We start from the raw sequence: 16,481 nt of genomic DNA, 5'->3' as shown, positions 1-16,481 counted from the left end.
GATTGGACCGGGGGGTATTCACCCGGTCCGCGATCTCACTCGACCGCGCGCAGCTTCGGACGGCCCGGCGGCGACTGGCGCAGCAGTTCGTCGACCCGCGCGGCGAGATCGGTCTGGCGGAACGGCTTCGACAGGCGCGTGACGCCCTCGGGCACATCCTCGCCCGCGGCGGCATAGCCGGTCACGAGCAAAGCCGGGATGCGATTGCCCGACGACCAGAGTTCGGTGATGAGTTGTCCGCCGGTCATCCCCGGCATCAAATAATCGCTGACGAGTATGTCCGCATCGACACCGGATCGGATTGCCGACAGCGCCTGACTGGCGGAGGGGACCTCGACCACGACATAGCCGATGTCGCGCAGCATGTCGGCGGTCGCCGCGCGTACCAGATCCTCGTCGTCGACTAGCAACACCTTCGCCGCACGCCGCGCGATGACCGGCTCCGCGGTATTCTCGACCGCCTCGGTCGCCGCTTCCTCGGTTGCCGGCAGCCACAGCTCGACGGTGGTGCCGGAGCCGGGCTCGCTGGTCAGGCGGAGCGTGCCGCCCGACTGCGCGGCGAGGCCGTGGACCATCGATAGTCCCAGCCCGGTGCCCTTGCCGACACCCTTGGTAGAGAAGAACGGCTCCGTCGCCCGGGCGAGCGTGGCGCGGTCCATGCCAACGCCGGTATCGATCGCCGCGATCCGGACATAGCGATCCGGCGCGAGGCCGACGACGTTGCGATCGTCGACGACGACTTCACTGACGGTTAGGGTTAGCTTGCCGTCACCAGGCATCGCGTCGCGCGCGTTGATCGCCAGATTGAGCAGCGCGAGTTCGAGCTGGTTGGGATCGACCCGAGCCGACGACAAATGCCGCGGGATCTCGATCGTCACTGCGATCGACGGCCCGAGCGAGCGCCGCATCAGGTCGACCAATCCGTCGATCAGCGCGCCGATATCGACGGCGCGCGGCTGGAGAGCCTGCCGCCGGGCGAACGCGAGCAGTCGCTGGGTCAGCGTCGCGGCGCGCTCTGCTGCCTGCAACGCGCCGCTGATCATCCGCTGCGTACGCTCGTCGTCCTTGTGCCGCCGGCGGAGCAGGTCGAGGCTGCCGACGATCGGCGTCAGCAGATTGTTGAAATCGTGCGCGACGCCGCCAGTCAGCTGGCCGATCGCGTCCATCTTCTGCGCCTGCGCGAGTTGCGCGTCGGCCTCCTTGCGATCGGTGACGTCGGAGACCACGCCAGTCATCCGCGCCGCCTTGCCGGCATCGTCATACTGAACCCGCCCCTTGGCGACGAGCCACCGTGACGCACCGTCGGCCGCATCGATGCGGTACTCGACGTCGATCACGCCGGTTCGCGTCGCTTCGGTCATTGCGCGCGTGACGGTGCTGCGTTGTTTGACGTCGATATGGCTCAGGAAGGTTTCCATCGTCCAGTCGGGCCGACCCTCCGGATAGCCATAGATCGCATCGTGCCGCAGCGTCCGTCGGGATTCGCCGGTCGTCAGGTCGATGTCCCAGCTTCCCATGCCGGCAGCTTCGAGCGCGATTTCCAGGCTTTCGCGCGCGGTTCTGAGTTCGCTGGTCCGGTCGAGTACCGCGCGTTCGAGCGTCACCGCGACGTCGCGCAACTCATATTGCCGCCGCCGCGCCGTCAGCGCCGACCGGATCGCACCCAGCATCGCCTCGGCATGCAGCGGGCGCTCCAGCAGCAGGACATTGCCCAGGTCAGTAAGGCGTTGCGTGGCACGCGGCGTGCGCGGCGTCCGCGTTCCGTTGGCCAGCACGACGAACTGGATATCCGCCCAATTGGGTTGCGCCGCGACCCATTCCGCCAGCGGGGCGACTTCCTCGGTCGCGAGAGCTTCCTCCGTCAGCATCACCGCGCCCGCGCCCTTTGCGAGTTCGGCGATCAGGTCCATCTGGTCGCGACACACGTAGGCAACGATGTCATTCCGCCCGAGCAGGTCCGACGCGATTGCCGCATCGCGCCCGCGGGGCGCCAGGATCAGGACGCGATCGTCCATGTCAGACGCGCGAGTCCTGCATCCCCATCCGACTGGCCATCAACGTCTTTCCTTCACCCGAGAATGTCGGAACGCCGGTCAGCACGCCCTGGAATTCGCGAAGGGGCTCGCCGACCAACAATCCGTTGCTACCGATCTGAAACTCCCGGATCGTGCGTTCGTGCCGTGCGGTGCGGGTCTTGATGACCGAAATAGCCTGCCGCACCTCGCCATGCGCCTCGAAATAGCGGAGCTGGACGATCGTATCGGACAGATAGCTGAGGTCGACGTCGGATCGAACGTCCCCGGTGATCCCGTGCAGGCCGAGGATCAGCAGGCTGACGATCCCCTTCTGACCGAGATACGTCAGCATCTCGTGCATCTGCAGGATCAGGAACTGTTCGTTCGGCATCGCCTGAAGGTAAGCATTGAGGCTGTCGATCACGACGATCTTCGCCTTATGCTGCTCGACCGCGGCCCGCACCGCACCTGAGAACTCGCCGGGCGACATCTCGGCGGGATCGATCGCCCGCAGCTCGAGCTGACCGTTCTCGACGAACGGCATCAGGTCCATGCCCAGCGATGCACTGCGCTTGAGCAATGTCGGCAAGCGCTCGTCGAACAGGAAATACGCCGCGCGCTCGCCCCGCTCCAACGCTGCGATCACCGACTGGACCGAGGCGGTCGTCTTGCCGACACCGGCGGGCCCCGTCAGCAATGTCGCGGTACCCGGAATCAAGCCACCACCCAGCAACGTATCGAGTTCGGTCGACCCGGTCGAAACGGCCTCATCCGAATATTTCATGACGTGTTCGGATGCGACGAGGCGTGGGTAGACGCACAGCCCGCCACGCTCGATCTCGAAATCGTGATAGCCGCCGCGATACCGAACGCCGCGCATCTTGACGACGTGCAGGCGTCGACGTTGCGCGCCGAACCCGGACAAGGTCTGTTCGAGCGAGATGACGCCGTGCGCGATGCTGTGCAACTGGAGATCGCTGCCCGAGCCGCTCTTGTCGTCGAGGAACAGCACGGTGCAGGCGCGCGTCGAGAAGAAGTGCTTGAGCGCGAGGATCTGGCGGCGATAGCGGATCGGGCTCTGCGCGAGCAGGCGCAGTTCGGACAGGCTGTCGATCACCACGCGCTTCGGCCGAAGCTCGTCGACCTTCGCCATCACGTCGCGGATCGTCTCGCCGAGTTCGACCTCGCTTGGATGCAGCAACGTCTGTTCGTGATCTTCGCCAAGGCCATCGGCCGGGACCATCTCGAACAGGGTCAGGGGATCCAGCGACCAGCCATGCGTCTGCGCCACCGCGCGCAACTCGACTTCGGTCTCGGCCAGCGTGATATACAGACCCGCCTCGCCGACCGATGCGCCGGCGAGCAGGAAGCCGAGCCCGAGCGTCGTCTTGCCCGTGCCGGGCGTACCCTCGACGAGGTACATCCGGTCCGGCGTCAGCCCCCCATTGAGAATGTCGTCGAGCCCGTCGATACCGGTCCGTGCGAGCGCCGGTAGTTGTCCGTTCAGTGCCAAGTGGCAGTCCTTCCTGTGATCGTACCGCGCGTGGTGCGACCATATGTGCCGACCCTAGGTTATAACCGGCGTATCGCATAGTCTTGCGGTCGTGGCAGCCCGGGGATCTTAATGTCGCTCAAGCACTCGTTTCCGCCGGTTTTCGATTCTCAAGCGCGGGTTCTGGTTCTGGGCAGCCTGCCGGGCGACCGGTCGCTTGCCGCGCAGCGCTATTATGCGCATCCGCAGAACCAGTTCTGGCAACTGATGTCGCCGGTCGTCGGCTGCGATCTCGTTACGCTCGACTATGAGGATCGGCTGGTAGCGTTGCGGGCGAGCGGCGTGGCGCTGTGGGACGTGATCAGCTCGGCGCGGCGGGCGGGAAGCAGCGACGCGGCGATCCTCGACGCCGAAGGCAACGACATCGTCGCGCTCATGGGACGATTGCCGGAGCTTCGCGCAGTCGCCTTCAACGGCGGTACCGCGCTCAAGCAGGGCCTGAAGCTGCTCGGACCGAACTTGGCTAGACCGACCATCGTCGCGCTTCCCTCCAGCAGCCCGCTGCACACGATCGGCGTCGCGGCAAAGCAGCCTGCCTGGAACCAGCTTGCCGTGTTCCTCCTCGACCGGACGTGATTGCGCGCCTACGCCTGCGCGCATGACCCAGCTCTATGACCTCACCGTCCCCGCGTTTCGCCGCGGTTTCGCCAGTCTTTCGGCGATCCTGAAATCGGGCGAAGCCTATGCACAGGAGCACGGCATCGCCGAGGCGGACATGCTCGGCACGCGACTGATCGCCGACATGGCGCCACTGACCGCGCAGATCCAGCGCGCCAGCGATACGGCGAAGGGCGCGATGGTCCGGCTTGGCGGCGTTCCGACGATCGCAATGGCCGACGACGAGACGAGTTTCGCAGCGCTGCAGCAGCGCATCGCCGCAACGGTTGCGTTCCTCGAGGGCGTGCCGCGCGAGGCGATCGACGGCAAGGAGGATGCCGTCGTCACGATCGTCACGCCCAGCCGGACGTTGGACTTTACGGGGCAGAACTACGTGCTCGGGTTCGTGCTGCCCAATTTCTATTTCCACATCACGACCGCCTACGCGTTGTTGCGGATGCGCGGCGTGCCGATCGGCAAGATGGACTATCTCGGTCGGTAGAAGCCTGCATCGACGTCGATAACCGCCTGTAGTGAGGCGGATAAATGATACTGGCGGAGAACTCCGCGCTGCGGCAAGGGCGAGCGATGTCGATCGAAACGCTCATCGCCCAATACGGCCTCGCCGCGATATTCCTGGGTGCGGGGCTCGAAGGCGAAACCGCGGTCGTCACGGGCGGTGTGTTGGCGCATCAGCATTTGCTGCCGCTCTGGGGCAGCGCCGCTGCGGCCGTCGCGGGATCGTTCGCCGCGGACCAGCTCTTCTTCCTCGCCGGGCGTCGTTTCCGCGACACGGCCCGCGTTCGCAAGATCGCCGCCAAGCCGGCCTTCGCCAAGGCACTCGACACGCTGGAACGCCATCCGACCGTCTTCATCCTCGGCTTCCGCTTCCTCTACGGCCTGCGCACGATCAGCCCCATAGCTATCGGCACGTCGCATGTCCCCGCACGCACGTTCATGATGCTCAATGCGATCTCTGCGGTAGTCTGGGGCGTGATGTTCACCGGCATCGGCTATCTGTTCGGCGACACGCTGCTCGACGCGGTCCACAACATCATGCCGAAGCACAAGTTGGCGGGCGTTGCGATCCTCGCAGTCGTCGTCGCCTTAGTGATGACCGCGATCCGCTATTGGCGCGGACGTCGATCCAACGCGGTACCGAAGACCAGCTGACTAATAGCCAATACTCAAGAGTACGGTCCCTGCCAGATGCCGGCACGCCGCCATGTCTTCCAAACTTCGCGCTCAAAAATGGTGGCCCAGCAGAAGGGCTCCACTGGACCACTAGGTTCCGTCTAGGGAGCTTCACTTCGCCTTGACGTTGCCCCGTTGTAATACCCACTTATCAAATAGGAATAGAGTTATTCACTACCCTCGGTGAATAGTTTATAAATCGCGCCGAAATGCATCAGCTCTAAAACGTACTTCGATCGATCAGAAATACAAAAGGCAACGACTCCCCTAAAACGGAAAGTACGTCGCCTTTCGAGTCTTCGAACAGATGGTTCGATTACCGAACCAAACCATCTGTTACAATTTCAAGTCATCGATCAGAGCGCGTTGCCGCTCGAATTCGAATCGACCGAGTTCTCAAGATCGGCCGAGTTGCTTGTTTCGATACCGTCTACCGCGGAAAGATTCGCGTCCGACTCTTCGACGACCGTGTTCGACTGAATGTCGGTAACGTTCTCGGTCGCTGCGGGCTTCGTGCAGGCGGCGAGGCCAAGCGCCAGGACTGCAATCATTGGCACGATCGTGATCTTCTTCATCGAATGGTCTCCGTGATGACTAGTGCAGAATTACGACCGCAATGCGCGAAATCGATCCTGGAACCGAAAGCTACCCAGCGATGCGGCCGAACGCAATACCCTATCGTACGACTATGATTTAATCACCAGCTCAGGCCTGCACGGGCGTAGACGTAGCGGCCGTTGAACCCGAACGGCGAGTAATAGGGGTAGCCGATCACCCCGGTCGGGTTGTTCGCGATGCTCGTCGCGTCGGGATAGACGTCGAACAGGTTGCTGACGCCAAGGCCGATCTGCGCGCCCTTCTTCGCCTGGTAGCGGAGTTCGAGATCGGTGATCAGGTGCTTGCCGCTGTGCACGTCGCCGGCGGGGGTCGTACCGGGCTGCGTCACGTCGCCATAATAGGTGACACGGGCGAGTGCTCCGAGCTGGTCGAGCGACCAATCGATCGACCCGGTCACCTTCTCGCCCGGCGTACCGTTTTCGAGCGACTCGATGCGGTTGCGGGCGAAGAGCGTGGGTGCCGGGTTGAGCGCCGAGGTCGATGTCGGCACGCGCGTCACGTTCACATCGTTGACGTTACCGGCGATCGTCAGGTCAAACGTCCCGGCAGCATCGGTCGGCAGCCGGTAATGCGCGACCGCGTCGATGCCCTTTGTGGTCGAGGCGATGCCGTTGATGAAGAACCGCGCCGCCGTTGCCCCTGATCCGGCGAGCAAGTTGAGGATCTGCGCATTGACCGCGGCGGATTGGGTCGACGACGTGGTGATGTTCTCCGAAAGACCGATCTGATTGCGGATGCGGATGCGGTACGCATCGACTGTCAGGTCGAACCCGCCAAAGCGAATGACGGTACCGACCGAGAAATTCGTCGACTTCTCAGGCTCGAGAGGAAGGCCTCCGAGCCTAGCCGCAATGGGGCTTACCGATGGGTAGGTTCCGGTCTGAACTGGGTTTCCGTTTTGAATGACGGTTGCGACCGAGGTGAAATACTGCTGCTGCAGAGCCGGCGCGCGGAAGCCGGTCGACGCCGTTCCACGCAGGGCGAACCAGCGCGCGAAGTCATAGCGCGCGGAGACCTTACCGGTGCCGGTCGAGCCGAAATCGGAATAATCCTCACCGCGTCCGGCCAGCCCGAGCAGCAGCTTGTCCGTCACCTGCGCTTCCATATCGAGATAGACGCTGCCATTGCGACGGCTCCGCTCGATCGCGTTGTCCGGCGAGAACCCGCCAAAGCCCTGCGCGCCTGGGGGTGCGGTCGGCAGTGCGCCGGTCACCGTCCGATCGGTGGGATAGCCATAGGACGCGAGTTCGCCCGACTGGATCTTGAACCCCTCGCGGCGCCCTTCGAGCCCGAACGCGACGTTGACGCCCTGCAACACGTCGAACTTGCGATCGACGTCGAGCCCGACGATGTACTGGTCGTAGATCAGCGCACCGTCGGAGAAGTCGCGCGGCGTGGTGCGGCCATAGGCATAGTTCGCGGAGTCCAGCGTCCGGAACCCGATCTTGTTGCGGCCATAGCTGGCGTTCAGGTCGACGTTCCAGTCGGCGACCACGCCCTTGATGCCGATGGCCGAGTTGATGTCGCGCGACTTCGTATTGATCAGCGGCAAGAAACCATCGGAAAGTCCTGCCAAGGTCAGTCGGTCGACGGCGACTTGGTCCGACGCGAGCGGCAACCGTGGGAAAGCCGCGCTGCGCGTGTCGCGGTCCTGATAGCCGAGCCAGCCGTACAGCTTCCACGTGCCGGTCAGCGTCGTGCCGGCGTTGGCGAAGATGCTGTATTGCTCGACCTTGGGGTCGCCGAAGAGGCCGGTCACGCGGCCCGGCGTCCCGGGGATTTTGACCAGCGCGCGCGTGTCGAAGTCGGCGCGGTTGGTCGCCTGGCGATCCAGATACTCGCCCGAAAGGGTCAGGAAGCCGTCCTCGCCAAAGCCAATGCCCTGCCAGCCGGACACGGTCAGCGCATGCTCGCCATTCGTGCTGCGGCTGCCGCGCGCGGTGTCGATATCGGTGTTGTAGAAGCCGTAGTTGACGGTCATGCCGCCGCCCGACCGGGCTTCGCGCAGCCGCAGGTTGACGACGCCGGCGATCGCATCCGAGCCATATTGTGCGGACGCCCCGTCACGCAGCACCTCGATACGGTCGAGCGCGACGGTCGGGATCGTATTGAGATCGACCGCAGCCGAGCCGCGCCCGACCGACCCGCCGACATTGAGCAAAGCCGCGGTATGGCCGCGCACGCCGTTGACCAGCACCAGTGTCTGGTCGGGCGAAAGGCCGCGCAGCGTCGCTGGGCGGATCGCGTCGGTGCCATCGACGGCGGACGGACGCGGGAAATCGATCGAGGGGGCGATCGCCGACAGCGCGGCCCCCAATTCGGTCGTCCCCTGGCGCTGGATCGCGGCCGAACTCAGCACGTCGACCGGCGATGCGCTGTCGAGCCGCGACCGACCAACCGCGCGGGTGCCCGTGACGATGATATCGTCTCCCGTGTCGGGCGCCGCAGCGGGGTCTGCGGCAGGCGCCGTCGTAGTTTGCGCGGGCACGTCCTGCGCATGGGCTACCTGCGCGCTGGCAAAGGCGAGGGTCGAGGCGGCGAGCGTCAACGCGGTACGATAAGCAGTCATGATAGTGTCCCTGTTAGTGGATCGCTCTGCGACGATCTCCGTGCGAACCAAACGAGCGGTCGCAGTCATCGGTCCCGATAGGTCCCAAGCGACTGGCCGATAAGTGAAAAGAATGCGCGGCTGGATGCGCTGGCTGCAACGTCCCATTCGGGATGCCATTGCACCGCCAGCACGTCGCCGCCGCACGGACGCGCCGAGAACGCCTCGACCAGCCCGTCCGAAACCGCATGCGCCTCGACGCTGAGCCCCTCCCCCAGCCGATCGATACCCTGGCGGTGAACCGACGTGACCGAGATGCTAGGCTCGGCTATCGCGGCCGCGAGCATCCCGCCCGATCGCAGTCTCACGTCGTGGACATGGTCGAACAGCGTCTCGTACGCGGTCGCGTCGTCGGTCGATCGGTGATGGCCATCGTCCAGCGCATCGGTCAGCGTGCCGCCGAACAGCACGTTCAGCTCCTGCAACCCGCGACAGATACCGAACACCGGCCGACCCGCCTCGATCATCCGCCCCGCGAGTTCGAGCGCCACCGCATCGCGGTCCAGATCGAGAGCGTCGTCGGCCGCGTCCGACTTGCCGTAGCGTGCCCCCGCGACGTTCGACCGCGATCCGGTCAGCAACAGGCCGTCGAGTCGTCCGACCAGCGCCCGCGTGTCCATCGCATCCGCCACGGCCGGCACCAGCAGGACGGTGGCGCCGGCATAGCGCACCAGCGGCTCGACGAAGCGAGTAGCGACCGCCTGGATCGGCCGATCGGCGATCTCGTTGCAGCACAGCACGCCGATCACCGGCTTGACCGGGCCGTCCTCGTCGCGGCAGCAGGCGAACCGGCTCATGCTCCCCGCCCCCTGAGCGTCTCGTGCAGCTGATCCGCCGCATCGCCCGCCAGGATCACCGCGGTCGGCTGCGCGACGACACTGCCGGCGGGGACGTCTTCGAGCAGCCAGACATTGCCGCCGATCGTCGCGCCCTGCCCGATCGTCACGCGGCCAAGGATCGTCGCGCCGGCATAGATCACCACGTCGTCCTCGACGATCGGATGCCGCGCGAGCCGTTCGCGCGCCGACACGTCGGTCACGCCGAGCGGACTGCGCGCGCCGAGCGTGACGTGCTGGTAGATCTGTACCCGGTCGCCGATGATCGCGGTCTCGCCGATCACGACGCCGGTGCCGTGATCGATGAAGAAGCTGCGGCCGATCGTCGCGCCGGGGTGGATGTCGATACCGGTGCGGTTGTTCGCCAGCTCGGAAATGATCCGTGCGACGATCGGCGCGCCGAGGCCGTAGAGCGCGTGCGCGATCCGGTGGTACAGGATCGCGACGATGCCGGGGTAGCAGATCAGGATCTCGTCCGCGCTGCGGGCCGCCGGATCGCCGAGGAACGCCGCGCGGACGTCGTCGTCGACCAGTTCACGGATCGGCCCCAGTTCGGCACAGAACAGACCGATGATCATGCTCGCATGGCTGACGTCGAACGACAGCACCGCCTCTTCCTGCCAATAGGCGAATTCGCGTTCGACCTGCCGTTGCAGCCGTTCCAGCGCCTGCCGGAGCCGCGTCTCGACGAACGCATCCTCACGCTCGACCGGACCTGCGAACATGCCGAGCCGCCCGGGAAACAACGCCGCGACGAGATCGTCGAGCGCGCGACCGGTCTCGTCCAGCGACGGGAAGCGCGCGACACTATGCCGGCCGTCCTGCTCCTGCCGCCAGGCGCGACGCGCGCTGCGCAGTTCGTCGATCGTCGTGGCTAGGTCGATCGGGTCGGATGCTGGTGACACGGCGTTGTCCTTCATGTCAGCAGAGCGTGGGATAGCCGGCCCGGACGGCCTCGGCTTCCAGCGTCGATATCGGCGCCAGCGCGTCTGGCTCGGCGGGTATGATCCCGGCGAGCAACAGCGTCTCGCGTACCGCGGCCAGATCGGGATCGGCAGCGACATGATCGAGCGCACTTTGCAATGCCGCTACAGTCTCGGCGTCGGTCCCGGCCGCGGTCACGAAGGGCAGGCTCGGCGATGCGGGGCTCGGTGCGACGATCTTGAGGCCCGTAACCAAAGCCGGCTCGAACCGCGCGATCGCCGCATAGGTCACGCTGTCGATCGCCGCGAGGTCCGCCTTGCCCATCCCGACCGCGACGATGCTGGCTCGATGCGCGCCGGTTTCCAGCACCTCGGCAAAGAACGCGCCCTGCCCTGCAAACGGCGCGATCGTAGCGCGGAACAGGTTCATGCCGGTGTTCGACTGGCGGTCGTTGATGGCCGCGCGGCTATCGCGAAACGCCGCGACCGCCCTGCGGGGATCGTCCGCTCTCGCCACGATCACGCTGCCGCTTTCTCGCCCGGCGTAGATCGGGAACGCGATCACTTGCAGATCCAGCGTCGGATCGGCGATCAACGGATAGCCACAGGCCTGGCCGAACAGCAACGCCGGATCGCGCCAGATCGCATGGACGTCGCGTGTTCGATCGAGCCGGGCGGGCACGTCCGCGACACCGCGTTCGCGCAGGACAGCGGCGATCGCCGACCACAGCCGGTCGTTCGCAGTGTGCTGCGCGGGGTGATCGTACATCCCGAGCGAGGCGATCCGGCCCGTCAAGACACGGGCTCGCGGTGGAGGGGATGAACCATGTCGTCATGCGCGCTGAAGGCGAACCGCCGGACGATCTCGCCATAGCCCTGATAGATCGGTGCCCCCGCCTCCGCGAACCGGGCTCGGTTATGTCGGTGGTACGCTGGCAGGTCGTACCAGGCGAGCGACGGCCGCTCGTGATGTGCGGCATGCAAATTGTTGTTGAGATACAGCAGCCCAAGCAGCCCGCCATGCTCGACGCTGGCGGCGCGACCGGGGCTCTCAAGATCGGCGCGATGCTCGGCGTAGGAGCGCACCATGGTCAGCGCCATGCCTGGATAGACGAAGCAGAGCACGTAACGGCCGACGCCAAGACCGACATGATCGAGCCACCAGAGCACCAGCGCGACCGCGACGAGGTGTGGCGCCCAGTCGCGCACGACGCGCGCCGGTTCGCACGCCAGGCGGCGGGACTCCTGCAGGAAGAAGCGGCCGACCGAGATCGCAGGTCCGAAAACCATCTGACCGAGAAGCGTGGATTGAAGCCGGCCGAGGACTGCGGCGAAACCACGCGCCTGCACGCGGTAGCGGGACTCCGGGTCATGCCGAGGATCGGTGATGACCTCCGCGCGGTGATGCGCGACATGGCTGCGGCGGTAAAGGCGATAGGGCAGCCACAGCGACAGCGGCGCAAACCCGATCGCGTCGTTGATCCATCGGATCCGCGTCGGATGCCCGTGAATGACCTCGTGCTGCAGCGATCCCTGCCAGGCGAGCAACCACCCGCCGATCAGCACCAGCAACGGCGTCGGAATGGCCGCATGCCACGCCGTCGCGACCATCCATCCGCCGTACACGACACCTGCCAGAAGGACGGTCGGCCATCCTACCGTCGAACTCGAAGCCTCTCGCTGCATTCCCATCTCCGTCCGATGAGATGAATATCCCCTCGCTGAATAGGAATTGACAGTCGATTGAACTTTGCGGCGGAAAAACTTTGATTGTCAGGCGCTAGCCCGAGCGATCGGCGATCGGTTTCCGATCCTATTCGAACGGAGGATCGTTTTAGGCAATCTCTTCCAGCGGTAGTTCGGGCCGAGCAGCCTGTGCACGAAACCGCTTAACGGTCGCTTGGGTGAACGGCTTGGCAAACACCGTCGACACGGTCACGAAATCGGCGGTCGCCTGTTCAGGCGTCAGCGTCAGCAGCGTGAAGCCCTTGGCGTCCTGGTCGCAGAACCGGACCTCACCCTTGTTGGCGTCGGCGATCAACGTGCCGATACCCGGTAACAGCGAACCGTAGGACGGACTGGTGATCGCGGTGCAGCCGAATTCGACCGCGACCAGCTTGCCCGCGTCGTCGTGCAGATCGTTCGCCCAGGCGGCATGACTGTCGCCCGACAGCACGATCGGCCGCGACTTCGCACGTCGGAACGCCGCGTACAGGCGCTCGCGGGCGGGCGGATAGCCGTCCCAACTGTCGAGGCCGAACGGCATACCAGCCCGGTACGAAGCGATGCCTGCCGCAAGTCGCTCGCGCCACATCGCCGGAAGCTTCGCCATCGTCTCGCCGAATTTCACCGGGCCGAGTTGCCGCTCCATGTCGGGACCAGCGACCTTCGCCATCACGATCTGGTTGCCCAGCACCTGCCAGGGTTTCCCCGCCGACACGGACGTTGCCATCGTCTTCTCGACCCAGGCGAGCTGTGCCGGCCCGAGCAGTTCGCGGTCGGGCCGCGCGCGTTCCGCCAGCATCGGCGCGTATTCTGCGGGTGTGATCGCCTCGCCCTTCGACACGACCTGATGACTGCGCGCGAGTAGCCGCGTCTCGACCATCACCAGCGTCGCGAGATCGCCGAAATCGAAGCTGCGATTGATCGCCGCCCAGGGCTGGCCGGGCTTGGGATCGCGGATCGGCATCCATTCGAAATACGCCTGCATCGCGGCGGCCTTGCGCGCGTCCCAGTCGCCCTCCGTCTTGGGATCGTGGTTTTCGGCACCGTGCATCCAGTCGTCGTTGGCGACCTCGTGATCGTCCCAGACGCAGATGAACGCAGCGCGCGCATGGGCGGCCTGCATGTCGACGTCGCGCTTCACCTGAGCGTGGCGCATCCGGTAGTCGGCGAGGCTGACGATCTCGTGACGCGGCTCGACTAGACGATTGATCTTCTTGGCGATGTCAGCGCCGTACCCATCGGCGCCGTATTCGTAGATATAGTCGCCGAGGTGCAGGACGGCGTCGAGCCGGTCGAGCTTGGCGATCGCGTCATAAGCATTGAACAGCCCGCCCGCGTAGAGCTGGCACGAGACGACTGCCATGACGACGTCGGCGACCTTGCCCTTCGGCAGCGTCCGGAGCCGGCCGACCGGCGAGCGCGTGCCGTCCGCGGCATCGAACCAATAGCGGTACTCGTGCCCCGGCTGGAGCCCGGTCGCCTCGACCTTGGCGGTGAAGTCGCGCGCCGCGCGGGCCTTGACCGTGCCCGAGCGGATCGGCTTGCCGCCTTCGGTCTCCGCGACGTGCCAGGTCAGCGCGATGTCGCCGGCCTGCGTCGCATCGACCGGTGTCGCACGCGTCCAGAGAATGGCGCCGTCGACCGAAGGATCACCACTCGCCACCCCGTGATCGAACCGAGCTTTCGCCGCGCCCGCTGCCTGTGACGCTACCGCGGGAAGCGCGAGCGTCGCGCCGGAGCCGGCAAGTTTCAGGGCGTTTTTCAGGGCATCGCGGCGGTTGATCGTCATCGTCTCGGACTTTCGTAACGGGTGTTGCCCGCCTGCTAGCCACGATCGAAGACACCCCGGCGGCAACGATGTGACAGCGTCGTTACGGAATAGTCATTTTGCTTTCATGAAGACGCCATCGAAACGTCACCTCGTCCCCGTAGTGCGACGGCAACGACACGGGGGACTTAATGACACGTATCTTCATGCGGCTCGCGGTTGCGACGCTCGCCACGACCTGCTCGACCATGGCGCTCGCACAAGCCGGCACGCCAGCCACTGCCCAAGCCGAAACCGAGGCCGCAACGTCGGACGACGAGATCGTCGTCACCGCGCAGAAGCGCGAACAGCGGATCGAAGACGTCCCCATCACTGTCACCGCGCTGACCGGCGCACGCATGGCGTCGATCGGCGTCAACTCGCTGAGCGAAGTCGCCGCCTATATTCCCGGCCTCCAGATCCAGGAGCAGAGCGCGAACAACCCCGGCTTCGTGATCCGCGGCATCACCTCGGACAACGGCTCGTCGCAGCAGGGCGCGCGCGTCACGCTCTATTACAACGGCATCGACATCAGCCGTTCGCGCGGCGCGTATCAGGACCTGTTCGACCTCTCGCGGATCGAAGTCGTGAAGGGGCCGCAGGCGACCTTGTTCGGCACCGCAGCCGCGGTCGGCGCGATCAGCCTTGTCTCTGCCAAGCCGGAACCCGGCATATCGGGCGCGATCAACGGCACGTACGGTAATTTCGACCGCACCCAGGTTTCGGGCTTCCTCAATGCGGGCAACGACGTCCTCGCCGGCCGCATCGCCTTCGCGTACAAATATCGCAAGGGGTACGTCCGCAACATCGCCGGCGACGCGAATGTGCCGAACCAGAACCAGGGCGGCGTCGACCAGGACGATCTGAACGGCCAGGACCAGCGCGGCATCCGCGGCTCGCTCCGCTATCGCCCGAGCGACAGCATCACCGCCGACCTCGTCCTGACCTATGACGGACAGCGCAACCCCGGCACCGCATTCAAGAGCCGCGCGCACGCCCCGACCGGCGGCCAGACTGGCGACTATGGCTACGCTGAACTCTCGGGCTCGCCGTACAGCGCCGCAGTTCTCGGTGCACGCAAGCTCGGCCTCGACCGCAACGTCTATGACGCGAACCTGACGATCGCCGCGGAGTTGTCGCCGGGGATCACCTTCACCACCGTCAACGGGTATCGCAAGTTCGACGCGCTTGAAGTGTTCGACGCCGATGGTGGCCCCGCTGCGTATCTCGAGTTCGCCGAAGACGCGAAGGGCGACCAGTGGAGCCATGAGAGCCGCTTCGCCTTCGAAGGGCCCAAGTACCGCGCCTCGGTCGGCTGGAACGCGTTCTTCGAAAACGGCTATCAGCGGGTACCATTCGCAACCGAAGAAGGCACGTATCTCGCTTGCTCGGTCGCTGGTGCGTATGCGCCGATTCGATCGGTGCTGAACAGCGCCGGTATCCCAACCGGGACTGGGTGTGTCGCACCGAACGGCACGATCCCCGCCACGCGCGCTACTGGACTACTGACCGGTGGTCGAGCCACGGCAATACCTTACGCCGCGGAGTTCACGAACTACGGCAACAACGACACCTACTCGGTGTTCGCCGATGCGACCTATATTCCGGTACCAGCACTGGAACTGACCGCTGGTGCGCGCCTCCTGATCGAGGATCGCCAGTCGGGCTACTCGTCGATCCAGCCGAACTCCGTGATCCTCGCAGGCCTGCCCGCGCCGTTTACGACGTTAACTAGCCTGCTCGGAACGGCCAATACCAACGGCAACAAGTTCGTCGCGGAGAAAAGCTTCACCGCGATCCTGCCGCGTTTCAACGCGCTGCTGAAGCTCAACGACGCGGTCAATCTCTACGCGACGATCAGCAAGGGACGCCGCTCGCCGGTGGTCCAGCTTGCCGCCCAGCGCACCGCGTTCGGCGTCGGTCCCAACCTGCAGGTCGTCCCGCAGGAGAACGTCTGGAACTACGAAGGCGGCATCAAGGGTCGCGTGGGCCCGTTCAGCGGCGCGGCATCGGTCTTCTACCAGACCTATGACGGCTTCCAGGTGTCGGTGACGAATAACGGCGTGACCACGACGCAGAGCGCCGGGTCGGCCAAGAACCTCGGCGTCGAACTCGAAGGCAATCTGAAGCTCGCCTCGTATCTCTCGGTATTCGGGACATTTGCGTACATCGACGGCGGCATCGGCGACGAAGCGGCGAACGGCGTATTCGCTGGCAACCGCTTCCGCCTTCAGCCGGACACGACCGCGTCGGGCGGCGTGATCCTCCGCCTGCCGGTCGGCGGCGCGACGGTCTACGCCACGCCGAGCGTCACCTACCGCACCAAGGCGTTTTTCGAGCTGCCGAACAACCCCGCGATCAGCACGCCGGGCTACACGCTGGTCAACGCGCGCGCCGGGGTCGAGTTCGCGCAAGGTCGCTACAGCGTCGGCGGCTTCGTCCGGAATGCGACCAACAAGCGCTACCTGATCGACGCGGGCAACACCGGCGGCGGCTTCGGTATCCCGACCTACATCGCCGGCGAGCCGCGCTTCTACGGCGTCGAGCTGGGCGCGAAATTCTAACTTCCACGCATCGTTACACACCACGCAACCATCCCCGGGGGG

13 protein-coding genes are annotated in these 16,481 nt (G+C 65.2%); 4 read left to right on the top strand and 9 right to left on the bottom strand.

Features of this window, described 5'->3' with window-relative positions; translation table 11 throughout:
• Nucleotides 1-35: 35 nt before the first annotated feature.
• On the bottom strand, nt 36-2,015 hold the full coding sequence (locus AC59GX_RS16940) for a PAS domain-containing hybrid sensor histidine kinase/response regulator family protein (RefSeq protein ID WP_497302108.1): 1,980 nt from the start codon (nt 2,013-2,015) through the stop codon (nt 36-38).
• A gap of 1 nt (nt 2,016) precedes the next feature.
• Nucleotides 2,017-3,528: an ATPase domain-containing protein gene (locus AC59GX_RS16935; RefSeq protein WP_056058899.1), complete on the bottom strand. Its 1,512-nt coding sequence runs from the start codon at nt 3,526-3,528 to the stop codon at nt 2,017-2,019.
• Nucleotides 3,529-3,639: 111 nt separating this feature from the next.
• Between AC59GX_RS16935 and AC59GX_RS16930 the strand changes: the two genes are divergently transcribed.
• The 3 genes from AC59GX_RS16930 to AC59GX_RS16920 all read left to right on the top strand — a co-directional run bounded on the left by AC59GX_RS16930 (nt 3,640) and on the right by AC59GX_RS16920 (nt 5,337).
• On the top strand, nt 3,640-4,143 hold the full coding sequence (locus AC59GX_RS16930) for a DNA-deoxyinosine glycosylase (RefSeq protein WP_426282172.1): 504 nt from the start codon (nt 3,640-3,642) through the stop codon (nt 4,141-4,143).
• A gap of 22 nt (nt 4,144-4,165) precedes the next feature.
• Nucleotides 4,166-4,666 (top strand): DUF1993 domain-containing protein, encoded by a 501-nt coding sequence (locus AC59GX_RS16925; protein ID WP_426282173.1) that lies wholly within the window; start codon nt 4,166-4,168, stop codon nt 4,664-4,666.
• 86 nt (nt 4,667-4,752) lie between these two features.
• Complete coding sequence (locus tag AC59GX_RS16920) at nt 4,753-5,337, top strand: DedA family protein (RefSeq protein ID WP_497302107.1); 585 nt, start codon at nt 4,753-4,755, stop codon at nt 5,335-5,337.
• A gap of 377 nt (nt 5,338-5,714) precedes the next feature.
• On the opposite strand, the gene AC59GX_RS16915 is transcribed toward AC59GX_RS16920, so the two are convergent.
• From AC59GX_RS16915 to AC59GX_RS16885, 7 genes are all read right to left on the bottom strand, one after another.
• On the bottom strand, nt 5,715-5,933 hold the full coding sequence (locus AC59GX_RS16915; RefSeq protein ID WP_056481709.1) for a hypothetical protein: 219 nt from the start codon (nt 5,931-5,933) through the stop codon (nt 5,715-5,717).
• 122 nt (nt 5,934-6,055) lie between these two features.
• Nucleotides 6,056-8,545 carry a TonB-dependent receptor plug domain-containing protein gene (locus AC59GX_RS16910; RefSeq protein WP_426282175.1) on the bottom strand — a complete coding sequence of 830 codons (2,490 nt, stop codon included), beginning with the start codon at nt 8,543-8,545 and terminating at the stop codon, nt 6,056-6,058.
• A 65-nt stretch (nt 8,546-8,610) separates the two neighbouring features.
• Complete coding sequence (locus AC59GX_RS16905; RefSeq protein WP_426282176.1) at nt 8,611-9,381, bottom strand: gamma-glutamyl-gamma-aminobutyrate hydrolase family protein; 771 nt, start codon at nt 9,379-9,381, stop codon at nt 8,611-8,613.
• A complete protein-coding gene (gene epsC / locus AC59GX_RS16900) occupies nt 9,378-10,340 on the bottom strand; it encodes a serine O-acetyltransferase EpsC (RefSeq protein ID WP_426282177.1) in 963 nt (320 codons plus the stop codon). The genes AC59GX_RS16905 and epsC overlap by 4 nt, the downstream gene beginning before the upstream one ends.
• 1 nt (nt 10,341) lies before the next feature.
• The gene (locus AC59GX_RS16895) at nt 10,342-11,139 is read right to left on the bottom strand and encodes a phosphate/phosphite/phosphonate ABC transporter substrate-binding protein (RefSeq protein ID WP_426282178.1); all 798 of its coding nucleotides are present in this window, start codon (nt 11,137-11,139) and stop codon (nt 10,342-10,344) included.
• The gene (locus AC59GX_RS16890) at nt 11,136-12,029 is read right to left on the bottom strand and encodes a fatty acid desaturase (protein WP_426282180.1); all 894 of its coding nucleotides are present in this window, start codon (nt 12,027-12,029) and stop codon (nt 11,136-11,138) included. The genes AC59GX_RS16895 and AC59GX_RS16890 overlap by 4 nt, the downstream gene beginning before the upstream one ends.
• A gap of 148 nt (nt 12,030-12,177) precedes the next feature.
• Nucleotides 12,178-13,857 (bottom strand): alkaline phosphatase D family protein, encoded by a 1,680-nt coding sequence (locus AC59GX_RS16885; protein ID WP_426282181.1) that lies wholly within the window; start codon nt 13,855-13,857, stop codon nt 12,178-12,180.
• Nucleotides 13,858-14,027: 170 nt separating this feature from the next.
• Here AC59GX_RS16885 and AC59GX_RS16880 point away from each other — a divergent pair, with 170 nt between their 5' ends.
• Nucleotides 14,028-16,439 carry a TonB-dependent receptor gene (locus AC59GX_RS16880; protein WP_497302106.1) on the top strand — a complete coding sequence of 804 codons (2,412 nt, stop codon included), beginning with the start codon at nt 14,028-14,030 and terminating at the stop codon, nt 16,437-16,439.
• Nucleotides 16,440-16,481: the final 42 nt, after the last annotated feature.

The organism is Sphingomonas sp. 320_CC, from assembly GCF_059691795.1.
Note: the sequence above shows the minus strand (reverse complement) of the source record. Positions and strands in the feature narration are given on the sequence as shown.

Bases quoted from the DNA above. Each gene is read 5' to 3' on its own strand.
- AC59GX_RS16940 (WP_497302108.1), bottom strand. From the start codon at position 2,015: ATGGACGATCGCGTCCTGATCCTGGCGCCCCGCGGGCGCGATGCGGCA.
- AC59GX_RS16930 (WP_426282172.1), top strand. From the start codon at position 3,640: ATGTCGCTCAAGCACTCGTTTCCGCCGGTTTTCGATTCTCAAGCGCGG.
- AC59GX_RS16925 (WP_426282173.1), top strand. From the start codon at position 4,166: ATGACCCAGCTCTATGACCTCACCGTCCCCGCGTTTCGCCGCGGTTTC.
- AC59GX_RS16920 (WP_497302107.1), top strand. From the start codon at position 4,753: ATGTCGATCGAAACGCTCATCGCCCAATACGGCCTCGCCGCGATATTC.
- AC59GX_RS16915 (WP_056481709.1), bottom strand. From the start codon at position 5,933: ATGAAGAAGATCACGATCGTGCCAATGATTGCAGTCCTGGCGCTTGGC.
- AC59GX_RS16910 (WP_426282175.1), bottom strand. From the start codon at position 8,545: ATGACTGCTTATCGTACCGCGTTGACGCTCGCCGCCTCGACCCTCGCC.
- AC59GX_RS16905 (WP_426282176.1), bottom strand. From the start codon at position 9,381: ATGAGCCGGTTCGCCTGCTGCCGCGACGAGGACGGCCCGGTCAAGCCG.
- epsC (WP_426282177.1), bottom strand. From the start codon at position 10,340: ATGAAGGACAACGCCGTGTCACCAGCATCCGACCCGATCGACCTAGCC.
- AC59GX_RS16890 (WP_426282180.1), bottom strand. From the start codon at position 12,029: ATGCAGCGAGAGGCTTCGAGTTCGACGGTAGGATGGCCGACCGTCCTT.
- AC59GX_RS16885 (WP_426282181.1), bottom strand. From the start codon at position 13,857: ATGACGATCAACCGCCGCGATGCCCTGAAAAACGCCCTGAAACTTGCC.
- AC59GX_RS16880 (WP_497302106.1), top strand. From the start codon at position 14,028: ATGACACGTATCTTCATGCGGCTCGCGGTTGCGACGCTCGCCACGACC.